Annotated in this window: 19 protein-coding genes; 10 read left to right on the forward strand and 9 right to left on the reverse strand. The window is 73.0% G+C overall.

Annotated elements, in window-relative coordinates:
- Positions 1 to 8 precede the first annotated feature (8 nt).
- The 4 genes from ACZ7OY_RS19525 to ACZ7OY_RS19540 all read left to right on the forward strand — a co-directional run bounded on the left by ACZ7OY_RS19525 (position 9) and on the right by ACZ7OY_RS19540 (position 5,795).
- Positions 9 to 1,415, forward strand: coding sequence for a CAP domain-containing protein (locus tag ACZ7OY_RS19525; RefSeq protein WP_471912496.1), 1,407 nt, complete (start codon positions 9 to 11; stop codon positions 1,413 to 1,415).
- A 172-nt stretch (positions 1,416 to 1,587) separates the two neighbouring features.
- Entirely contained in the window at positions 1,588 to 2,724 is a 1,137-nt protein-coding gene (locus tag ACZ7OY_RS19530) for a tetratricopeptide repeat protein (protein WP_471912497.1), read from the forward strand.
- Complete coding sequence (locus ACZ7OY_RS19535; RefSeq protein WP_471912498.1) at positions 2,721 to 3,803, forward strand: polyprenyl synthetase family protein; 1,083 nt, start codon at positions 2,721 to 2,723, stop codon at positions 3,801 to 3,803. Before ACZ7OY_RS19530 ends, ACZ7OY_RS19535 begins: the two co-directional genes overlap by 4 nt.
- Positions 3,804 to 4,169: 366 nt before the next feature.
- Positions 4,170 to 5,795, forward strand: a complete 1,626-nt coding sequence (locus tag ACZ7OY_RS19540) for a serine/threonine protein kinase (RefSeq protein ID WP_471912499.1) — start codon at positions 4,170 to 4,172, stop codon at positions 5,793 to 5,795.
- Here the strand turns inward: ACZ7OY_RS19540 and ACZ7OY_RS19545 are convergent.
- Complete coding sequence (locus ACZ7OY_RS19545) at positions 5,784 to 7,232, reverse strand: serine hydrolase domain-containing protein (RefSeq protein ID WP_471912500.1); 1,449 nt, start codon at positions 7,230 to 7,232, stop codon at positions 5,784 to 5,786. The two genes, ACZ7OY_RS19540 and ACZ7OY_RS19545, sit on opposite strands and share 12 nt — an antisense overlap.
- 338 nt (positions 7,233 to 7,570) lie before the next feature.
- Here ACZ7OY_RS19545 and ACZ7OY_RS19550 point away from each other — a divergent pair, with 338 nt between their 5' ends.
- Complete coding sequence (locus ACZ7OY_RS19550; RefSeq protein ID WP_471912501.1) at positions 7,571 to 8,602, forward strand: hypothetical protein; 1,032 nt, start codon at positions 7,571 to 7,573, stop codon at positions 8,600 to 8,602.
- A 63-nt stretch (positions 8,603 to 8,665) separates the two neighbouring features.
- Here the strand turns inward: ACZ7OY_RS19550 and ACZ7OY_RS19555 are convergent, their stop codons facing one another.
- On the reverse strand, positions 8,666 to 9,889 hold the full coding sequence (locus tag ACZ7OY_RS19555) for an RNA-guided endonuclease InsQ/TnpB family protein (protein WP_471912502.1): 1,224 nt from the start codon (positions 9,887 to 9,889) through the stop codon (positions 8,666 to 8,668).
- 223 nt (positions 9,890 to 10,112) lie between these two features.
- Between ACZ7OY_RS19555 and ACZ7OY_RS19560 the strand changes: the two genes are divergently transcribed.
- Positions 10,113 to 10,805 (forward strand): DUF2238 domain-containing protein, encoded by a 693-nt coding sequence (locus tag ACZ7OY_RS19560; protein WP_471912503.1) that lies wholly within the window; start codon positions 10,113 to 10,115, stop codon positions 10,803 to 10,805.
- Here ACZ7OY_RS19560 and ACZ7OY_RS19565 read toward each other — a convergent pair.
- Positions 10,738 to 11,163 carry a DUF6328 family protein gene (locus ACZ7OY_RS19565; RefSeq protein ID WP_471912801.1) on the reverse strand — a complete coding sequence of 142 codons (426 nt, stop codon included), beginning with the start codon at positions 11,161 to 11,163 and terminating at the stop codon, positions 10,738 to 10,740. The two genes, ACZ7OY_RS19560 and ACZ7OY_RS19565, sit on opposite strands and share 68 nt — an antisense overlap.
- Before the next feature lie 255 nt (positions 11,164 to 11,418).
- Here ACZ7OY_RS19565 and ACZ7OY_RS19570 point away from each other — a divergent pair, with 255 nt between their 5' ends.
- Positions 11,419 to 11,835 carry a hypothetical protein gene (locus tag ACZ7OY_RS19570; protein WP_471912504.1) on the forward strand — a complete coding sequence of 139 codons (417 nt, stop codon included), beginning with the start codon at positions 11,419 to 11,421 and terminating at the stop codon, positions 11,833 to 11,835.
- An 84-nt stretch (positions 11,836 to 11,919) separates the two neighbouring features.
- Here ACZ7OY_RS19570 and ACZ7OY_RS19575 read toward each other — a convergent pair whose 3' ends face one another.
- From ACZ7OY_RS19575 to ACZ7OY_RS19590, 4 genes are all read right to left on the reverse strand, one after another.
- Positions 11,920 to 12,903: an aldo/keto reductase gene (locus ACZ7OY_RS19575; RefSeq protein WP_471912505.1), complete on the reverse strand. Its 984-nt coding sequence runs from the start codon at positions 12,901 to 12,903 to the stop codon at positions 11,920 to 11,922.
- 159 nt (positions 12,904 to 13,062) lie between these two features.
- On the reverse strand, positions 13,063 to 13,671 hold the full coding sequence (locus tag ACZ7OY_RS19580; RefSeq protein WP_471912506.1) for a TetR/AcrR family transcriptional regulator: 609 nt from the start codon (positions 13,669 to 13,671) through the stop codon (positions 13,063 to 13,065).
- Positions 13,668 to 15,176, reverse strand: a complete 1,509-nt coding sequence (locus ACZ7OY_RS19585; protein ID WP_471912507.1) for an MFS transporter — start codon at positions 15,174 to 15,176, stop codon at positions 13,668 to 13,670. The genes ACZ7OY_RS19580 and ACZ7OY_RS19585 overlap by 4 nt, the downstream gene beginning before the upstream one ends.
- A gap of 100 nt (positions 15,177 to 15,276) precedes the next feature.
- Positions 15,277 to 16,488: an FAD-dependent monooxygenase gene (locus tag ACZ7OY_RS19590; RefSeq protein WP_471912508.1), complete on the reverse strand. Its 1,212-nt coding sequence runs from the start codon at positions 16,486 to 16,488 to the stop codon at positions 15,277 to 15,279.
- A 347-nt stretch (positions 16,489 to 16,835) separates the two neighbouring features.
- On the opposite strand from ACZ7OY_RS19590, the gene melC1 reads away from it, so the two are divergent.
- Entirely contained in the window at positions 16,836 to 17,219 is a 384-nt protein-coding gene (gene melC1 / locus ACZ7OY_RS19595) for an apotyrosinase chaperone MelC1 (RefSeq protein WP_471912509.1), read from the forward strand.
- 34 nt (positions 17,220 to 17,253) lie between these two features.
- Complete coding sequence (melC2, locus tag ACZ7OY_RS19600; RefSeq protein ID WP_471912510.1) at positions 17,254 to 18,078, forward strand: tyrosinase MelC2; 825 nt, start codon at positions 17,254 to 17,256, stop codon at positions 18,076 to 18,078.
- Between the two features lie 96 nt (positions 18,079 to 18,174).
- Here the strand turns inward: melC2 and ACZ7OY_RS19605 are convergent, their stop codons facing one another.
- Together ACZ7OY_RS19605 and ACZ7OY_RS19610 are read right to left on the reverse strand one after the other, a co-directional pair.
- A complete protein-coding gene (locus ACZ7OY_RS19605) occupies positions 18,175 to 18,909 on the reverse strand; it encodes a ribonuclease H family protein (RefSeq protein ID WP_471912511.1) in 735 nt (244 codons plus the stop codon).
- 63 nt (positions 18,910 to 18,972) lie between these two features.
- On the reverse strand, positions 18,973 to 19,770 hold the full coding sequence (locus ACZ7OY_RS19610) for a VOC family protein (protein WP_385535241.1): 798 nt from the start codon (positions 19,768 to 19,770) through the stop codon (positions 18,973 to 18,975).
- Between the two features lie 190 nt (positions 19,771 to 19,960).
- On the opposite strand from ACZ7OY_RS19610, the gene ACZ7OY_RS19615 reads away from it, so the two are divergent.
- Positions 19,961 to 20,968, forward strand: a complete 1,008-nt coding sequence (locus ACZ7OY_RS19615) for a zinc-binding alcohol dehydrogenase family protein (protein ID WP_471912802.1) — start codon at positions 19,961 to 19,963, stop codon at positions 20,966 to 20,968.
- Positions 20,969 to 21,179 lie beyond the last annotated feature (211 nt).

Genomic DNA, 21,179 nt, shown 5'->3' on the forward strand with positions numbered 1-21,179 from the left:
GCGGCAGGATGAGCGAGTTGGTCCCCGGGGGCAATGTGCCCCTCCCGGACGGCGCGCTGACCGTTCGGGTGCCCGGCCCGTTCGACGTGTCCGCGCTCGTCACCGACGACAGCGGCCGGGTCCGGGGCGACGGCGACTTCGTCTTCTACAACCAGCCGTCCGCCCCGGGTGCCCGGCTCGGCGGTGACACCCTGCGGGTCGACCCGGCCGCGCTGCGCGGCGGCGCCACCCGGGTCACGGTGGTGGTCAGCCCCGCAGACCCCGGCGCCTCCCTGGACCGGCTGCCCGCCCCCACCCTGTACGTCACCGACCCGCAGGGCCGCCCGCTCGCCCGGTTCACCCCGCCGCGGCCCCGGCAGGAGACGGTCCTGCTGCTCGCGGAGATATACCGGCGCGGCACCGGCTGGAAACTGCGTGCCGTAGGACAGGGGTACGCGGACGGGCTGGCGGGCCTCGCCCGGGACTTCGGCGTGGACGTCACCGACGAACCGCCCGGGGCGGCCGCGCCCCCCGCACCGCCGACGGCCCGCCCGGCAGCACCGTCCGCCCGCCCGGTGCCACCGACGGCGTCCGGGGTCCGGCCCGCGCACGGCCGGGCCCCCGTCGCGGCGGGCGGCCCCGGGCAGGGGCACGTGCCCGCCCCCGATCCGGACGGCTTCCTGGACCTGGTCAACTCCGCCCGCGCCCGGGCCGGCTCCCCGCCGGTCGCCCTCGACGCCCGGCTGGCCGGTGCGGCGCGCGAGCACGCGGCGGCCATGGCCGCGGCCCGCCGCCTCGACACCGAGGGACGGGACGGTGTCTCCGTCCACCAGCGCGTCACCGCCGCCGGATACGCGTATCTCACCGTCGGCGAGCATCTGGTGTCCGGACCGCGCACCCCGGCCGAGTTCGTCGCGTACTGCCTGGACTCCGACCAGCCCCGGCGCACGCTCCTGGACCCGGCGTTCAGCCACGCGGGTCTGGCCCGGGTGCCGGGCGGCGGCGACACCTACTGGACCGCGCTGTGGGCGACCCCGCTCACCGCCGACGGACTGGCCCGTACCGAGGCCGAGGTCGTCGCCCTCACCAACACCGAGCGCGCCCGCGCGGGCCTGCGGCCGCTGTCCGCCGATCCACTGCTGGCGACCGCCGCGCGGGCCCACAGCACGGACATGGTGGCGCGCTCCTTCTACTCCCACACCTCGCCCGAGGGGACCCAGCCGTGGGACCGGGCCGCCGCGGCGGGCTCCACCCGGCGCTCGATCGGCGAGAACATCGCCTGCGGTCAGCGCTCCCCCGCCGAGGTGGTCGAGGGCTGGATGAACAGTCCGGGGCATCGGGCCAACATCCTCAAGCCCGACTTCACCCATATCGGGGTCGGCTTCGCGGGCGGCGGACCTGCGGGTACGTACTGGACCCAGCTCTTCGGCGCCTGAGAGGCAACCTCGTCGCCCGTTCCGACGTCTTGATCCACAACAGACGACGGCCCCGGCCTCCAGTGCCGGGGCTGATTTCCGGCGCACTATACGCATCGCGTATACACAGTATGTATACGCACAGTGCATAGATGCAGTGCCGGACAGCGTCCCCCTGCGTGGAAAGGCACCGATGTACGGCAAAGCACGCGCCCCCGAGTACCAGGGCGCCCTCACCACCCTCTCCGTGAACTCGTCCCTGGTCGACGTGCTGGCCGCGGGCACCGAACAGCTCCGGGCCGCCGAACGGGCCGGGCAGCGCGGCGAGGCCGCGCGTTCGGGCCTGGCGGTGGCGGAGGCGCACCGACGGCTGGGGCAGGTGCGGGAGGCGGACCTGGCCTGGAAGGCGAGTTACCGCGCGGCCCGGGACGCGGGCGACGTCGCGGCGATGGCCTGGGCGCTGTGGAGCGGCGGCACACTGGCCCGCCAGCGCGGCGCATTCCCCCTGGCCTGGCGGCTGCTGGGGCTCGCGGCCGAACTCGGTGAGCGCGGCGGCGACATCGTGGCCCGCGGCTACTCGCTGGCGGGCCTGGCCGAGACCGGCCGGATCCAGGGCGACTACGAGGCCGTCGGGCGGCTGCACGAACAGCTCCTCGCCGAGGCCCGTCGGCGCGGCGAGGCCCGGCACACGGTCTGGGCGCTGGAGGGCATCGCCCAGATGCACCGCAACTCGGGCGCCTACGACACCGCGTACGGCCTGTTCGAGGAGGCGGCGGAGATTGCGGAGCGCGCGGAGGACCGGCGCGGGCACGCCTGGGCGCTGCGCGGGCTCGCCGACGTCGTCTCGGTGCGCGACGGCGACACCGGGCGGGCACTGGCGCTGCTGGCCGAGGCGGAGACGACCTGCCGGGACATGAACCTGTCGAGCGCGCTCGCCTACAACCACAAGATGCAGGGCAACGTCCTCTACCGTGCCGGGCGTTGGGCCGAAGCCCGGCAGCGTTACGAGCTGGCGCTCGACGAGTTCCGCGCCATGGGCGAACCTCGCGGCGAGGCGCTGGCCCGGCTCGGTCTGGCCAAGTCCCTGGCCCGGCTGGGCCGCGACCGCGCGAAGACCGCGGCCGAACTGGCCGATCTGGCCCGGACCCTGGAGCGGATCGGGCTGCGGCACGCCCGGCAGATGGTGACACGGGCGCAGGAGGAGCTGGGCCTCGACACCGCCCCGCGCACGGACACGGGAGCCGCCCCGGAAACAGGCACCAGCACGACCGGCACCGCCACCACCCCCAGGACGACCGCCACCGCCACCGGCGAGGAGGCCGCGCGATGACGACGATGCCCGAAGCCCTCCCCGCCACTCCGCCCGCCTCCCCCCGGGCCACCACCGGTCCCCACGCTCTCGCCCCCTCCGCCTCCCAGGTCCTCGACCGCTGCCGCGCCCTCGTGGATCCGGCCCTGCGGGAGGCTGTGGGCCGACTGCATCCCTGGCTCGGGGAGATGGCCGCGTACTCCTTCGGCTGGTGCGAGGTCGGCGGTGCGCCGGCCGCCGGCACCGGCGGCAAGGGGGTGCGGCAGGCGCTGGCCGTGCTGGGCGCGGAGGCGGCCGGCGCACCGGCCCGGACCGGCGTCCCCGCCGCGGTCGCCGTGGAACTCGTGCACGCCTTCTCCCTGGTGCACGACGACATCATGGACGCCGACGCGACCAGGCGCCGCCGCCCCACCGTGTGGAAGGCGTACGGCACGGGTCCGGCGGTGCTCGCGGGGGACGCGCTGTTCGCACTGGCCGTGGAGACGCTCGCCGTCGCGCCCGGCGGGCCGGGTGCCGTGGGCGCGCTGTCCGCGGCGCTGCGTGAGGTGGTGCGCGGACAGGCGGACGACCTGCTGTTCGCCGAGCGCCCGTGGACCGGACCGCACCGTGTGCGGCCCGCCGAGTACCGGGCGATGGCCGAGGGCAAGACGGGAGCCCTGCTGGGCTGCGCCGCCGCCCTGGGCGCCCGGCTCGGCGGCGCGCCGCCGTCGACGGTGGCCGCGCTCGACCGCGCGGGCCGCCAACTGGGAGTCGCCTTCCAGGTCGTCGACGACGTGCTGGGCATCTGGGGCGATCCGGCCGTCACCGGCAAGCCCGTGCACGGCGATCTGCGCGAGCGGAAGAAGACACTGCCCGTGCTGCTCGCCCTCGACGCGCCCGATCCGGCGGCAAGCCGCCTCGCGGCGCTGCTGACGGCGGGCGGGGACGCCGAGGAGGCGGCGGAGCTGGTCGAGCGGGCGGGCGGGCGCCGGGCGGCGCTGGCCGAGGCCGGGCGGCGCGTCGCCGCCGTGGAGAGGGCGCTCGGCGGCGCGGTGCTGCGGGAGCCTGCCGTCGCCGGCCTGCGCTCCCTGCTGGGGTTCCTGGTGGACCGCGAGCTCTGAGGCCGACCGTCCCGGGTGCTCGCCGAGGGGGGTGGGTCGGGGCGCAGAAAATCCGGCGCGGCACTTTTCGTATGGGGGTTCTCTTACCGCCGGTTACCGCCAGGTGGACCCGTCAGCAATCGCTATCTGGGTTACGCGTGGATGAATTCATGGCGCCCGATCGTGGCACGGTGCCGTGACACCCCGCCCGAGGTGGGAGCGGCGGCCGGGCCGCGCTCCGGTCGTCTGACGCATTTTCAGCACCGCGGGACCGGACCATTTTTGAACGAAGGACAGGAATTCCCGGGAAGTCGCATCCGATTGAACACATCCCGTCACGGCTCCCGTACCCATGGGAAAGCAGAACTACGCGGGTTGCAGCGAGGGATGACGATGGCCGAGGCGCATGTCTTCACACAAGAGTCGGTGGCCGGGCGGTACCGGCTGCTCGATGTCGTCTCCCGCGAAGTGAACCGGATCTGCTGGTACGGCGAGGACCTGGAAGCCCAACGCCCCTGTCTGCTCACCCAGATCGGGTTCCCGCACGGCGCCGCCGGCACCGGTCCCACGGGCGAGGAGGCCGTCCGCCGGACCACCGGCCGCATCCTGCGCATGTCGGAGACCCTGGTTCGGCTGTGCCCCGGGCGGGTCGTGCCGGTGGTCGACGCGGTCGAGGACGCGGGCGCCCTGTGGACCGTCACGGAGTGGGTCGACGGCACCCCGCTCAGCGAACTCCTCGCCCGGCAGGGCTCCTTCGACCATGTGCGGGCGGCCCGGATCGGGCTGGAGCTGCTGGACGTGCTGGAGGCCGCGCACGGTCAGGGCATCACGCACGGCGAGCTCAGCCCGGGCCAGATCCACGTCCCCGACCGGGGGCCGATCACGGTCACCGGGTTCGGGCTGGCGGGCGCGACGCTCGCCCCCAGGGTCACGGCGCCGTCGTACGCCTCCCCCGAACAGGCACGTGACGAACGCATCGGCCCCGCGGCCGACCTGTGGGCGCTGGGCGCGATCCTCTACTCGATGCTGGAGGGGCGTCCGCCGTTCCGGGAACGGGAGCGGCCCGAGGCCACGCTGCGGAGCGTGGACCGGCTGCCGCTGCGCACCCCGGTGCGCAGCGGGCCGCTGACCCAGGCCGTGCAGGGGCTGCTGCGCAAGAACTCCCGGGAACGGCTGACCCGCCCGCAGCTGCGCGAGATCCTCGACCGCGTGCTCACCGCTGACCCCGACGCGGCGCAGCCCGCCGCGCCCGCGCCCCGGCTGCGGGGGGCGTACGTCGCCGTCCGGCACGCCGGTCCGGAGTGGAGCGGCCGGGCCATGGCCGTGGGGACCGGCCTGGCCGTCGTCACCGTCGCGGTCGCCGTGCTGGCCACCACCGGACTGCCGTCCGGCAGCGACGCGGCGACCGGCTCCCGGTCCCGCCCCTCGACGTCCTCGGCGGCGTCCGCCACGGCCGGCGCGCCGGACGGTGAAAGACCCGCCGGCACCTCGACCGCCACCGCGACGGCCCCCACGCCGTCCCCCTCGGGCTCCGCCACCGCGCTGCCGGCCGGCTTCCGCGTCTACTCCGCACCGGAGGGCTTCGACGTCGCCCTCCCCGGCGGCTGGCAGCCCCTGCGCACCGAGCGCGCGGCCGATGGGGCCTACCGCGTCACGTTCGGCGCGGCGGGCGATCCGCGCACGCTCGCGGTGACGTACAGCGAGAACGCGGGCCCGGACCCGGTCGCCGTGTGGCGGGACGAGGTGGAGCCCAACCTCGCGCAGGACGCGGGCTTCCGGCGGATCGGGGAGATCCGCGCCACCACGTACCAGGGCTACAAGGCCGCCGACATGGAGTGGCTCGCCGGCGTGGGCGGCACCGGGGTGCGCACCTTCGGCCGCGGCTTCCTGCTCGGCGGGAACCGCAGCTTCTCACTGCGCTGGACGACGCCCGCCGCCGACTGGGGCAGCGCCGCGAACCGGCAGGCGCTGGACGTCGTGCTGCGTACGTTCCGGCCGGGGTCACAGCAATGAGGCACGCGGCGCGCGCAGGGAGCGCAGCCGCCCGCCGTGCAGCGGTTCGGTGGACCAGCGGGCCGTGAACGTCCGGTCGTCGAGCGCACAGGTCACCACCAGCCGGTGCGGTGTCTCCAGGAACAGCACGTGCGCCTGGAGCGTGCGCCCGTCGGTCCACCCGCCGCTGACCGCGGTCGGCAGCGGCTCCTGCGCGAGGCTCCACCGGTCCGGCCCGAGCCGGAGCCGATGGGGTTCGCCGTCCTCGGTCAGGGTCAGCGTCCAGCCGTCCGGGTCCGCCGCGACGGCGACCGAGGTCAGGTCCGGCTGGGCGGCGCAGACCCCGCCGGCCGGGGTGAACTCGGCGCCGGCCCAGTCCCCGGCCCGCTCGGGCGGCGCGCCCAGGCCCGCGGCCGGGGGCAGCGCGAGCGCCGCCAGCCGCTGTGCGAGGTCCGCGTCCGCCCGCGCACGGCCGGGCAGGGGCGCGGGGCCGAAGGCGGGCAGCAGATGCCGCCAGACCAGGTTCAGCAGGGCCTGCATCTGCACGGTCGCGGCGGTCGTCGCGATCACGGCGTCGTACTCGGGCAGCACCAGGCAGAACTGGCCGTACGCCCCGTCGCCCCGGTAGCCGTGCCGGGACTGCCAGAACTGGAACCCGTAGCCGCGTTCCCAGTCCTGCCGGTCCGCCGCGCCCACGGCGACCGAGGTGGGGATGTGCTCGCGGGTGGCCAGCTCGACCCACTCCCGCGACAGCAGCCGCTCGCCCGCCCAGAGCCCGCCGCTCAGATACAGCTGGCCCAGCCGGGCGACGGCGTCGGTGGTGGCGTGCAGTCCGCTGTAGCCGAGCTCGCGCCCTGCCCGGTCCCGCAGCCAGGACACGGCGCCGATGCCGAGCGGATCCAGCAGCCGTGGCCGCAGGTATGCGGTGAGGGACTGCCCGGTCACCCGCTGGACGATCGCGGCCAGCGTGTACGTGGTCGGCTGGTTGTAGGCGAAGACCGTGCCCGGGTCGCGTTCCGGTGGCAGCAGCAGAAATCCCCGTACGGGCTCCGCGGCGTCGAGGGCGAGGGACTCCTGGACGGTCTCGGCGAGGTGCCCGCTGGACATCGACGCCACATGCCGTACCCGCATCGCACGGCTGCGGGCGTCGGTGATGTCGGCCGCGAACTCCGGGAAGTACGAGATCACCGGGGCGTCGAGATCGATCAGCCCCTCGGCCAGGGCGAACCCGGCGGCGGTCGCGGTGAAGCTCTTGCTGAGCGAGTACAGCAGGTGGGGGCGTTCCGGCGTGTAGGGCGCCCACCAGCCGGAGGCGACCAGCCTGCCGTGTCTGACGATCATCAGACTGTGCGGCTCGATGTCCGGCGCGTCCCGCAGGGCGTCGAGGAACGCGTGGACGCCGGACGCGTCGACGCCCTCTGCGGCGGGGGTGCTCGTGGGCAGGGCTCGCTCGCTCATACCGGCATCCTCCCCCTGGACCCGGTCGCGTTCGACGGCATTTCCCGCCTCGCGGACGATGGCTTCCGCCCGATGTGAGGTTTTCCGCTCGGACCGCCGAGTCTCCCCCGCACCGTGCGCCGGTTCCCGCCCGGCGCCCCCGGCGTGCGCGCCGGATTCGCCCGGCGCGCAGGGACCCGACGGGTCCGGCGGGTCCGGCGGGCGCATCCGGACCCGGTGGCTGCGCCCGGTGGTCCTGCCCGAACCCGGAAAACATCACCAATGGGTCCATATAGGCTGGTCGGTCTGCACCCGTGCAGACCGACCAGCCCTGCCGCCACCGATCAGGAGAGCCACCCGTGACCGTAGCGATCGTCCCGCCCGAGACCTCTCCCGCGCCCCTGTCCGACCTGGTGGCGCGCGACGCGCGCGAGTTCGGCGTGTACGCGCGGACCGGCGGCTGGGCCTTCGGCCTGATGGTGGCGCGCAGCGTGCGGCCCGGCGGGCAGGGCGCGGACGGGACGGCCAAGGTGTCGGCCAAGGAGTTCGCGGAACTCGCGGAGTGCTCCGCCGAGCGGGTCATGCGCTACTACAAGGCCTGGGACCGGGCCGCCGACGACGGTGTCGTCCCGCACTTCGAGGCGCTGGCACCGGGTCAGCAGGTCGAGCTGCCGGACGCCGACCTGTGGCTGAGCTACTACGTCTCCCGGTCCAGCGCCACGTCCGAGCGCGGCACCGCCATCGCCGAGGCCGCCGAGGCCGAGGGCATCCGTCCGACGAAGGCGCTGGAGGTGGCCGAGAACCCCACCGCCCTGCGCGCCGCCATCCTCGCCGACCCCTCCACCGCGCGGGCCGCCCGGCAGGCGCTGCTCGACCGCGTCCGGGAGGACCCCGAGCTCCAGACCGAGTGGGCGCGCGACGTCGTACGCACCGACGATCTCAAGAAGGCGGTGGCCTCCGAGAGCCGCTCCGCCGACCGCATCGGGTACGTCCGCCAGATCGCCGAGTCCGGGCAGATCAGGACGCCCGCCGGACAGACCGTCGACGCGCCCGTCCCGCTGCGCCAGGAGGCCGAACGGCACCTGTCGCTGCTGGACGAGCTGGAGGACGACGAGGACACCGTCGAGTGGGCGGCCGACGCCTACGACACCATGAAGTCCCTCGTCGTCGAGGCGGTGGAGGCGGACGCCGAGCTGCGGGTCCAGGAACGGCGGACGAAGTTCTACAGCAGCCTCCAGAAGGCCACGAAGGTCTTCGAGGAGCTGACCTTCGACGACGCCGAGGACTTCTACGAGGACGACATGGTGCAGCGGCTCGAAGAGCTCCAGGCGGCGATCGGTACGGCCATCACCGCGCTGCGCACCTCCCGCGAGCGGCACCCGAAGAGCTGATTGACATGCTCCTCGCCCTGAAGGGGCGAGGATTCTGGCCTTCCCTGACTGGTTGCCGTGCCGCTACGCGGCACGGTTTCCGGTCGGGAATCCGTGGCTTCCTGTTTCTTCGCGCTGCGCCAGAACGGGTTCTGGTCCTACCGGCGCTCCGCAGGCCGATGCCGCCAGTCCGGCGGCCTGTCTGATGTTGAGTGCGGCATTGTGGTCGCGGTCGTGGAGGGTGCCGCAGGCGGTGCAGGTCCATTCCCGGATGCCGAGGGGTTTGGGTCCGTCCACGGCGCCACAGGTGGAACAGGTCTGCGAGGTCGGTGTGAACCGGCCGATCTGGACCAGGGTGCGTCCGTACCGTTCCGCCTTGTACTCCAGCATGTTCACGAACGACGCCCAGCCCGCATCATGGACGGACTTGGCCAGCCTGGTGCGGGCCAGCCCCCGGACCGACAGGTCTTCCACGGCGATCCCTTGGTTCTCGGAGATCAGCCGAGTGGAGAGCTGATGGTGGAATTCGCGGCGTGCGTCAGCCGCCTTGGCGTGAGTGCGGGCGACCTTGAGGCGCGCTTTGTCCCGGTTCTTCGATCCCTTCTGTTTACGGGACAGCTCCCGCTGGGCCTTCTTCAGTTTCTTCTCCGCCCGGCGCAGGAACCTCGGAGAGTCGATCTTCGTACCGTCCGAGAGAACCGCGAAGTGGGTCAGGCCAAGGTCGATACCGACCGTCTGGCCGGTGTCGGGCATCCGGGTGGCATCGGCGGCGGGGTCGGTGTCGATAACAAAGGAAGCGAAGTACCGCTCGGCCGCGTCCTTGATCACGGTGACGGAGGCTGGTGTGGCGGGCACGGCGCGGGACCATTTCACCTTCACCGCGCCGATCTTCGGCAGGCTCAGCCGGCCGCCGTCGGTAATCTTCCAGCGGGCGTCGGCCGTGAACCGGACCGACTGCCGGGCGTCCTTGCGGGACTTGAAGCGGGGCGCACCCAGTTTCGGACCCTTGCGGATGCCCCTGAGGGAGGCGAAGAAGTTCTTGTAGGCCTGTTCGGCGTCGCGCAGGGACTGCTGGAGTACCACCGCGGAGACCTCGCCCAGCCAGGACCGTTCCTTCGTCCGCTTCGCCTGAGTGATCAGCTTCTGGGACAGCTGCCCGGCCGTCGGGAACGGCCGCCCCGCCTTGCGGGCGTCCTCACGGGCCCGGACCGCGTCGTTGAACACGACTCGGGCGCACCCGAACGCCCTGGACAGTGCTGCCTGTTGAGGAGCGTCGGGGTACAGCCTGAAGGCGTACCGCAGCTGCATGACGAGCACCCTAGGCATATCGAACCCGTGCCACCACCGGGAACATACGAGCGACCTGTCACCGGCGGAGTCCGGCCCCGCCGGAACGCCACCACGAGATTCGCTTCACCCTCAGCCTGAAGGCCAGAGCACTGTGAATGAGTACTGGACTGGTAGCCGTACTCATGCCGGCGCCAGCCCGGTGGCACGACGATGGGGCCCCTCGCCGACAAGGAGCCCGCCGATGCCTGCTGCTCGTCTCCTCCCCCGCCGTGTCCCGCCCGTCCTGTTCGCCGCCGTGGCGGTGGCCGGTCTCGCCGTGTCCGGCTGGCATCCGCGTGAGCGGACCACCTGGTTCCTGGAGACGGTGTGGGTGTTCGTCGGGCTGCCGCTGGTCCTGCTCACCTGGCGCCGGTTCCCGCTGACCGGCCTGCTGTGCGGTCTGCTGGCGGCGCACTCGCTGGTGCTCGCGCTCGGCGGTCACTACACCTACGCGCAGGTGCCGCTCGGCGACTGGGTGCGGGACACCTTCGGACTGGACCGTAACCCCTACGACCGGTTCGGCCACCTGATGCAGGGCTTCGTCCCGGCCGTCCTGGTGCGGGAGCTGCTCAGCCGCACGTCGCCGCTGCGCGGCAGCCGCTGGCTGGCCCCGCTCACCGTGTGCGCCTGTCTCGCCTTCAGCGCCCTGTTCGAGATGTTCGAGTGGGCGGCGGCGCTGATCGGGGGACACTCGGCGGACGCCTTCCTGGCCACCCAGGGCGATGTCTGGGACACCCAGTGGGACATGTTCTGCGCGCTGATCGGTGCCACCGTCTCGGTGCTGCTGCTGGGACGCGTGCACGACCGGCAGCTGGCCGCGCTGCGGCTCAGCGGGTCGTGTGACGACGACGCGCCCACAGCGGCAGCACGTACCAGCACAGCGCGTACCAGATGACCACGGCCGCGACCAGGTAGGGCACACAGTCGGAGTGGGTCGCCACCCGCAGGATCAGCAGCAGCGAGGCGGTCATGGTGAGGAGCAGCAGCAGGAGTCCGACGAACGTCATCCGGGAGGCCAGCCGCACCGCCCGGGGTTTGACCCGGCGGCCGGACACGACCCGGTGCAGGGACACCGGACCGATCAGGGCACCCGTCGCGGCGGCGCCCAGGACGACGGTCACGACATAGATGACCTGGTCGGTGTGGGCGAGGTGGGCGTACTTCGGGGTGAAGACGACGGTGAGCAGAAAGCCGAACAGGATCTGCACGCCGGTCTGGGCCACCCGGACCTCCTGGATCAGCTCCTGCCACATCCGGTCCGCCCGTTCGTCCTCGCTCTCGTCGCGCCCGCTGCGCCCGCTGCGTCCGTCCGTCCCGTCCACGCCGTCCACGCCGTCCACGCCGTCCACGCCGTCCACGCCGTCCGACATGATGCCTCCCTGCTCCGGCCGCCGCTGCCGTCCTGCTCCGTGTTCCCCCGGGTGCCCCTGCCCTCACGGCGGTGACGGTGCGGCACCGGCCCGGAACCCGGTGCGTTTGCGTCCGCGGCGAGCGGCAAGGCGGATCTCATGAGTGATTCCAGCAAGGACGTGAACGCGCACGCGGCGGCCGCGGCACACGGGCGGCAGACCGCGGATCGGCTGACGGCCCCGGCCGCGCGCACCGCGAGGGCTATGGCCGCGCGGACGGACGACGCCACGTCGGCGGCCAAGGGCGCCGTGAGCCGTGCGGCCGAGGCGACGAGCGGACTGGCCCATTCGGCGGCGAAGGGGGTCGAGACCGGGCGCCAGGCGATCGTCACCTCCGCCGGACAGGTCACGGCCACGGCTCGGACGGCCTGGACGGCGGTCGCCCGGCGCAAGCTCACCGCCGCCGGGGTGGGTGCCGGACTGACCGCGCTGACCACCGTCTCCTATCTGGCCGGACGCCGCTCGCAGCGGCAGGCCCACGGACCGCTGACCCGGCTGACCGGCGGACGGATCTGAGTCGCGGCACCGAAGGCGCGGGGCGGACGTGGCATCGAGTGTCCCGCCCCGCGCCCGGTGCGGCGCATCAGCGGTCCGCGGGGACTACCAGCGGCCTTCCACCTGGTCCTTGATCCGGCCGTCGTAGAGCTCGCCGATCGCGGTGAGCGTCGCCTCGGACAGCTCGGGCAGCTTGGCCGCGGTCGCGTTGGCGCGCGCCTGCTCGGGCGAGCGGGCACCGGGGATCACGGTGGTCACACCGGGCTGCTGGATGATCCAGCGCAGCGCCAGCTGGGCCGGGGTGTACCCCTCGGGGGCGAGGGCCGCGAACTCCGCGGCCGCCTCGACGCCCGTCGTGAAGTCGACGCCGGAGAAGGTCTCGCCCTGGTCGAAGGCCTCGCCGTGCCGGTTGTAGGTGCGGTGGTCGTTCGCGGCGAAGACCGTGTCCTTGGTGTACTTGCCCGACAGCAGGCCGGAGGCTAGCGGTACCCGGGCGATGATGCCGACGCCTGCCGCGCGGGCGGCCGGGAGCACCTCGCGCAGCGGCTTCATGCGGAACGGGTTGAGGATGATCTGCACGCTCGCCACGTTCGGCCGGGCGATCGCGGTCAGCGCCTCCGCGCAGGTCTCCACACTGACCCCGTACGAGGCGATGCGCTCCTCCTCGACCAGGGTGTCGAGGGCGTCGAAGACCTCGTCGGAGGAGTAGACGGGCGTCGGCGGGCAGTGCAGCTGCACCAGGTCGATGCGGTCGACACCGAGGTTGCGCCGGGAACGGTCGTTCCAGGCCCGGAAGTTGTCCAGGACGTAGTTCTCCGGGATCTGGTCGACCCGGCGGCCCATCTTGGTGGCGACCTCCACGTGCAGGTCCGGCCGGCCGCTCAGGAAGGCGGCGACGGTCTGCTCGCTGCGCCCGTCGCCGTACACGTCGGCGGTGTCGAAGAACGTCACTCCCGACTCGGCCGCCGCCTCCAGTACCGCGAGGGCTTCCTTGTCGTCCACGTCGCCCCAGTCGGCGCCCAGCTGCCATGTGCCGAGGCCGACGACGGATGCGTGCCGGCCCGACCTTCCGAATTCGCGCTCGTCCATGCCGTCAGTCTGTCATCCGTCACACCCTGGCGTGGAACAGGCGCCTCCGTCCCCTCCTGCCGATGCCGCCCCCGCTCGCGGGCCGAAGGCCTCCGGAAAGGCGTCAGGGCGTCAGGGCGTCAGGGCGTCAGGGCGTCAGGGCGTCAGGGCGTCAGGGCGTCAGGGCGTCAGCTGAGCCTGTACGGCCGGGGCGTAGCGGTCGACGAGCTCGTCGAGCCGGGCCGCCCGGAGTTCCACGCCCCGGGCGATGCCGAACATCACCCCGAGGCCGAGCAGGGCGGCCAGGGCCAGTTCGGCGCGCAGCCCGGCGTCGGGGCCGTCCAGGCGGGCGGCCAGCCGGGCGGTGACCTGGCTGCGGAAGTTGGCGCGCAGCACGTCGCCGTGCTCTCCGTGCAGGGGCGCGAAGACGATCCGCAGCACGGGGTCCGCGCCCCGCTCGACCTGGCTCTCCAGGACGTACCGGACCATGTGGCGGCCGAGTTCGGGCACCGGGGCGTCCAGCAGACCACCCGCGTCGGTCTCGAAGGACATCACGCGGGCGAACAGGGCGTCCTTGTTGCCGAAGTACTTCAGGATCAGCGGCGGACTCACCCCGGCGCGCTCGGCGACCGCCTTGAGCGTGATGTCGGCGTGGGCGTGCCGGGCCAGCAGGTACCGGGCCGCGCGCAGGATGACCGCCTTGGTCGCCTCGGCGTCCCGGCGGCCGGAGGCGGGAGCGGGATCCGACGGCGGGGCGGGATCGGAGGGCGTGGTGCGCACGGCACTCATGCTCCCTCCTTCACCCCGTCCCGCGCCGACCGGGTCCCGCCCCGGGTCCGCCGGACCCCGCCGGACGGCCGGTCGCCGGGGATGGTCAGCGCCACCGCGCTCGCCACCAGGGCGACCGTGCCGGCGATCGAGAACGCCATCAGATAGCCGTGCAGCGTCGGCACCGGGACGCCGCCGACGGGGCTGGTGTGCCGGACCAGCACGGCCACGACGGCGGCGCTGGAGACGGCCTGGCCGATGGTGCGCATCAGGACGTTGACGCCGTTGGCGGAGGCGGTCTGCTCGGCGGGCACGGCGTGCAGGATCAGGGACGGCAGCGCGGAGTACGCGAGCGTCGTACCGGTCGCCACGACCGCGGCGCCCACCATGATCATCCAGAGTTGGTGGCTGTCCGCGATGCGCACCGCGTAGCCGGCCGCGATGACGGCGGTCCCCAGGGCCAGCGTGACGCGTGGTCCGCGGGCCGCGGAGATACGGGCCGAGAGCGGCGAGAACAGCAGCATGATGATCCCGCTCGGCAGCAGGACCAGTCCGGTCTGGACGATGGTCAGACCGAGCCCGTACCCGGTGGCCTCGGGCGCCTGCACCAGCTGGGCCGTCACCAGGGTGTTGGCGTAGAAGGCGAACCCGGTCAGCAGGGCGGCCGCGTGGGACAGGCCCACCTTGGGCCGGGTCACCAGCCGCAGGTCCACCAGCGGCTGACGGGCGCGCAGTTGCTGCCGGCACCACAGGCCGAGAACGACGACGGCGGTGATGAACAGTCCTGTGATCCGCGGGCTGCCCCAGCCCCACTGGCCGCCCTGGGACACGCCCAGCAGCAGGCAGATCAGTCCGACGGCCAGCCCCAGCGCCCCGGCGACGTCGAACCGGCCGGGCGAGCGGACGGGCGACTCGGGCACCGCCCACCGGATCAGCGCGACGCCGGACGCGCCCAGCGCCGACGTCACCCAGAACATGACATGCCAGTTGGTGAACTGCACGATCAGGGCCGCGGCCGGCAGGCCCAGGGCCGCGCCGATGCCCACGGTCGAGCTCATCAGCGCCACCGCGGAACCCCGGCGCTCCGGGGGCAGTTCGTCCCGCAGGATGCTGATCGACAGCGGCACGACGGCGGTGGCGGCGCCCTGGAGGGTGCGGGCGGCGATGAGGACGCGGATGTCGGAGGTGAGGGCGCAGGTCACGGAGCCGAGGGTCATCAGGCCGAGAGCCGCGAGCAGCACCCCTCGTTTGCCGTACATGTCGCCTGCCCGGCCGAGCACCGGGGTGAGCACGGCGCCCGACAGGAGGGTCGCCGTGACCATCCAGGAGACCGTGCCCGGCGCGGCTCCGGTGAGCCGGGGAAGGTCCGGGAGCAGCGGTACGACGACCGTCTGCATGACGGCCATGAGGGTGCCGCCGAAGGCGAGCACCGGGATGGTCAGCCGTTCCCGCAGGCTCCCGGAACCACCGGCCGGGGGCCCGCCGACCGGAGCGGACGGGTCGGATATCGGGGCGGACGACGCCATGAGCACTCCAGTGGCCGACACAGAAAGTATATAAGTGAATGGCCATTCACCCTATCGGTGAATGGCCATTCACCCAACTCCGGCACCGGTTCCCAGGGGGTTATTCACGGCCGGACAGCACCCGCGCGTGCACGCTCCGCGCGACCTTCGGGCCCAGCCAGCGCTTGAGCCGTCGCAGCGCCTGCGACTGCGCGGCCGCGCGGTCGATCCGGTAGTAGAGCTGGGGCGGCACATAGGGCAGCAGGGGCGAGTGACGCTGGCCGAGCAGGGCGAACATCCGCTCCGGGGGCAGGTCGATGTAGCGGGTCAGGTTCTCGTACCACTGGGCGCTGTAACGGGCCGCGCTCTGTACGGAGAGCAGGGCCGCCCGGCGTTCGCGCTCGTAGCGGGCCAGCGCCTGCGGGAGCCCGGTGTGCTCGCGCAGCGCGGCGGCGAGCGCCATGGAGTCCTCCAGGGCGAGGGTGGTGCCGGCGCCGATGGAGTAGTGGGTGGTGTGGGCGGCGTCGCCCAGCAGGACGAGGTTGCCGCGGTGCCAGGTGCGGTTGGTGAGGGTGCGGAAGGTCAGCCACTGGGCGCCGCCGTCGCCCGAGGCGCGGCCGATCAGCGGGTGTCCGTCCAGTACGTGGGCGAAGAGCTTCTCCAGCAGGGCCGCCCCTTCGGACTCGCTCACCCGGTCGAGCCCGAGGCCCGTCCAGGTCTCCGGGGCGCATTCGATCACGCAGGTGCTGTGTCCGGGGCCGAAGGGGTAGCCGTAGCACCAGATCCAGCCGTGCGCGCTCTCCACGAAGGCGAAGGTGAAGGAGTCGAAGACCTTGGTGGTGCCGAGCCAGGTGTAGGTGTTGCGGCCCGCCGTCAGCTCCGTGCCGAAGTGTCCGGCGTGCGCGGAGCGCAGGGCGCTGCGCACGCCGTCGCCGGCCACGACGAGGTCGGCGTCGGGCAGCCGCTCGGGGGTGATCTCGTGAGTGAACTCCAGCCGCACCCCGAGGGAGCGGGCACGGGCGGTGAGGATCTCCAGCAGCCGGTGGCGGCCGATGCCGTGGCCGGCGTCGCCGGGCCTGCGGGTCGACAGGTCCCGCACATGGGCGACGCCCTGGTGCCAGCGGACGGAGCTCTCCTCGACAGCGCGCGCCGACTCGGGGTCGTGGGCGTGGAGCTTGTCGAGCAGCTCACGCCAGTACGTGACGCCCCAGCCGTAGGTGGAGCCCTCGGGGTCGCGCTCGTAGACGGTGATGTCGTGGGACGGGTTCTGCCCCTTCAGCAGGATCGAGAGATACAGGCCGGCGGGCCCGCCTCCGACACAGGCGACCTTCACGCGCACCCCTAGGAATTACCCAAAGCGGTCAGTTGACGACGCACAGTAGCAGCCCGGACGTCCGGGTTCCGGCCACCCGGATCGAGCCAGTCTCGCGAGGTGAGCCAGGCCACGCGCAGGCCGCGCCCCTGTGAAAGATCATCCGAATCCGGCCCGCCGAGGGAAGGATTTCCCCCTTCCGGGGGGTCGGGGGCACCCGCGACAGCAAGATCATCTTCGTTCAACCTTGCATGACATGTGGCTACTTGTCCTGATCGTAGCCAACCGTCCCGAAGCGATTTCTCCCGCTCTGAACCGAACCGATAGGCATACAGGGTCGTCAACCGAACTCACCTGGGAGGTCCCGTATGCCGGAACTCAGCCGACGCCGTGCGCTCACCGCCGCGGCCGCCCTCGCCGCCGCGGCCGGCGCCACGACCGTCACCGCCGCCGGACCGGCCGCCGCCGACGTTCACGACCACGGCCTTCCCGAACCCTTCGACGAGGTCTACAAGGGCCGCCGGATACAGGGCCGGGCGACGGCCGGCGGCGGCCATCACCACGGGGGCGGCCACGGCGACGGATACGCGGTGTTCGTCGACGGCGTGGAACTGCACGTGATGCGCAACGCCGACGGGACCTGGATCAGCGTCGTCAGCCACTACGCCCCGGTGGCCGATCCGCGCGCCGCCGCGCGTGCCGCGGTCGACGAACTCCAGGGCGCCCGGCTCGTCCCCTTCCCCGCCAACTGACTTAGCCACGCAAGCACTTCGGGAGCACCCGCACATGACCGTCCGCAAGAACCAGGCGAGCCTGACCGCCGACGAGAAGCGGCGTTTCGTCGCCGCCGTCCTCGAACTCAAGCGCAGCGGCCGCTACGACGCCTTCGTCACCACGCACAACGCCTTCATCGTCGGCGACACCGACAACGGCGAGCGCACCGGCCACCGTTCGCCGTCCTTCCTGCCCTGGCACCGCAGATTCCTGCTGGAGTTCGAGCGGGCGCTCCAGTCGGTGGACCCCTCGGTGGCGCTGCCCTACTGGAACTGGTCCGTCGACCGTTCCGCGCGGGCCTCGCTGTGGGCGCCGGACTTCCTCGGCGGCACCGGACGCAGCATGGACGGCCGCGTGATGGACGGCCCGTTCGCGGCGTCCGGCGGGAACTGGCCGCTCAACGTCCGCGTGGACGGCCGGACTTATCTGCGGCGCTCACTCGGCACCGGGGTGCGTGAACTGCCCACGCAGGCCGAGGTCGACTCCGTACTGGCGATGGCGACGTACGACATGGCGCCCTGGAACAGCGGCTCGGACGGTTTCCGCAACCATCTGGAGGGCTGGCGCGGGGTCAATCTGCACAACCGGGTCCATGTCTGGGTCGGCGGTCAGATGGCGACCGGGGTGTCCCCGAACGACCCGGTGTTCTGGCTGCACCACGCGTACATAGACAAGCTGTGGTCCCAGTGGCAGCGCAGGCACCCCGCCTCCGGATATCTGCCCACCGGCGGGACACCGGACGTCGTGGACCGTGACGAGCGGATGAAGCCCTGGAACGACACGTCCCCGGCGGATCTGCTCGACCACACCGCCCACTACACCTTCGACACCGACTGACCGACCGACCGGCCGACCCGGTCCGCGGCGTCCGGTCCCCGGTCCGGGTCCGGACGCCGTCCGGGCATCGGACGGCGTCCGCGGACGGCCCCGTGCTCAGCCGGCTCCGGCGGTCCGGCACTCCGGGTGGCCCCAGCCCTGGTCGTTCTTGGCGATCGGCTCGCCGGCCGCGTACGGGCGTCCGCAGACACAGCGGCCGGGGAACTTCGCCTTGATCGTCCGCGCGGAGCCACCGGAGCGCCCCGCGGCGGACTTGCCCGCGGCGGACTTGCCCGCGGAGCGTGCGGAGGAGGGACGGCGGCGCGGCGCGCCGGACGGCGGGGTGTCGGGCGAGGGCGGCGGCTCGGGCGAGCCGAGCGCGCTGCCCGCGGCCTCCTGGACGATCGCCGCCTGGCTCGCGGCGCGGTCGGCGAAGTCGTTGAGCGGATCTCCGTCGACCTGGTGGGCCGGCACGTACCGGAACTCGACCGAGCGGCCGTCGAGAAGTGCGTCGATGCGTACGACGAGCTCCTGATTGGCGACCGGCTTGCCCGCGGACGTCTTCCAGCCGTTGCGCTTCCAGCCGGGCAGCCAGGTGGTGACCGCCTTCATCGCGTACTGCGAGTCCATCCGGATCTCCAGCGGAAGTCCGGGGTCGGTCGCCGCCAACAGGCGCTCCAGGGCGGTGAGCTCGGCGATGTTGTTGGTCGCCCTGCCCAGCGGCCCGGCTTCCCAGCGGGCCGGGGTCTGTGCCTCGTCGGCGACGACCCACGCCCAGCCCGCCGGTCCCGGGTTCCCCTTCGAAGCCCCGTCGCACGCGGCCACCACACGTTCAAGCATGGTCTCGATCATGCCACGCCCGGCCGCCGCTCCGGGCCACGGTGCACAAGCTCACAAGCTCACAAGCTCGGCGGTTCAGGAGACGTCCGTGCTCTTCGGCATCTCCCCCGCCGTCCTGGCGATGTCGATCACCGAGAAGTTCGCCCCCTGCGGGTCGCTGAGCGCCGCGAACCGGCCGAACGGGCTGTCCATCGGTCCGAACCGCAGCACCGCACCGTGCTTGGTGGCCTTCGCGACGGCCTCGTCGCAGTCGGCGACGGTGAAGTAGACGTTGATGTACGAGGGCACCTCGGGCGGGAAGTCGTCCGTCATCTTCATCCGGCCGAGGACCGTCTGGTCGCCGAGGTCGAACATGCGGAAGTCGACCGCGTCGTCCTGCAACTGCTTCGCCGTGTAGTCGAAGACCGCCGGGAGGAACGCGTCCGTCTTCGCGGGCTCACGGGTGAAGACCTCGGCCCAGCAGTAGGCGCCGGGCTCGGCGGTCGCCTCGAAGCCCGTGTGCACACCGCCCTGCCAGACGCCGAAGACGGCGCCGCCGGGCTCGCGGGCCAGGCACATGGTGCCGAACTCGCCGACCTGCATGGGCTCCATCAGCACCTCACCGCCGTTCTCCCGGATCCGTGCCGCGGTGGCGGCGGCGTCCGGCGAGGCGAAGTACAGGCACCACTGCGACTGCCCCTCCTGGCCGGGCATGGGCGGTACCACCGCGGCGACCGCCTTGCCGTTCGCGTAGGCCTGGGTGTAGTTGCCGTACTCCGACGACGACTCGCCGAAGGTCCAGCCGAGGACGTCGCCGTAGAAGGTCTTGGCGCCCTCCACGTCGCTGAACATCGCATCGGCCCAACACGGGGTTCCCTCAGGTGGTACGGCCATGGCTGCGGACCTTTCGGCTCGGTGGCATTGTCCGGCTCCTCACGCTAGCCATCGGCCGGTTTCATCGCGCGCCGAACACGCCTCTCCGTTACACACTGGAAGGAATACGGACGGATACGGGCGGACACGGCCGCAGACGGGCGCGGGCGGGCCGCCGCGGCGGACGGAGCGCGGGATGGCGGACGCGACGATGCCGGCCTGGGCGGTGGTCGCGCCGGGACCGCTCGGGGACGGACCGCTCCGGCTGGTCGAGAAGCCGGTCCCGGTCCCGGCGGACGACGAACTGCTGGTGCGGGTGCGGGCCTGCGGGGTGTGCCGGACCGACCTGCACGTCACCGAGGGTGATCTGCCGGTGCACAGGCCCGGGGTGACGCCCGGGCACGAGGTGGTCGGCGAGGTGGCGGGCCTCGGCACGGCGGTGCGCGGCTTCGCGCCGGGCGAGCGGGTGGGGGTGGCCTGGCTGCGGCACACCGACGGCACCTGCGCGTACTGCGTACGCGGCGCCGAGAACCTCTGTCCGGCCTCGCGGTACACGGGGTGGGACGCCGACGGGGGGTACGCGCCGTACACGACCGTTCCGGCCGCGTTCGCCCACCGGCTGCCGGACGGCGTCGACGACGTGGCGCTCGCGCCGCTGCTGTGCGCGGGAATCATCGGCTACCGGGCGCTGCGGCGCGCCGCGCTGCCGCCGGGCGGACGGCTCGGGCTCTACGGCTTCGGCGGCAGCGCCCATCTGTGTGCGCAGCTCGCGCTGGCGGAGGGGGCCACCGTGCATGTGCTGACCCGGGGTGCCGCCGCGCGCCGGCTGGCGCTGGAGCTCGGGGCGGCCTCGGCCCGGGACGCCTACGACATGCCGCCGGAGCCCCTGGACAGCGCCGTCCTGTTCGCCCCCGCCGGCGAACTGGTCCCGGTCGCGCTGCGGGCCCTGGACCGGGGCGGGGTGCTGTCGATCGCCGGTATCCATCTGAGCGACGTGCCCGCGCTGCACTACGAGAGCGAGCTGTTCTACGAGAAGGAGGTGCGCAGCGTCACCGCCAACACCCGTGCGGACGCCCGGGAGTTCCTGGCCCTGGCCGCCCGTCACCGGGTGCGCGCGACCACGCACGTCTATCCGCTGTCGCGGGCGGACCGGGCGCTGACGGACCTCGCGGCAGGGCGCTTCGACGGGGCCGCGGTCCTGGTGGACGACCTCTCCTGATCCCACCTGATCCCACCTGATCCCGCCTGATCCCGCCTGATCCCGCCTGATCCCGCCTGATCCCGCCTGATCCCGCCTGATCCCGCCGGGCCGCGCCCTGCCCCTCGTGGCCACTCCCGACACCACTGTTCACACAGCCGTCCCGGCGCACGGAAGCCCACAAGACACCCCTTCCGCCTCATTCGGGATGTTTGACCATCCGCTGTGCAAA

The sequence above is a fragment of the Streptomyces sp. NPDC107559 genome, from assembly GCF_055657365.1.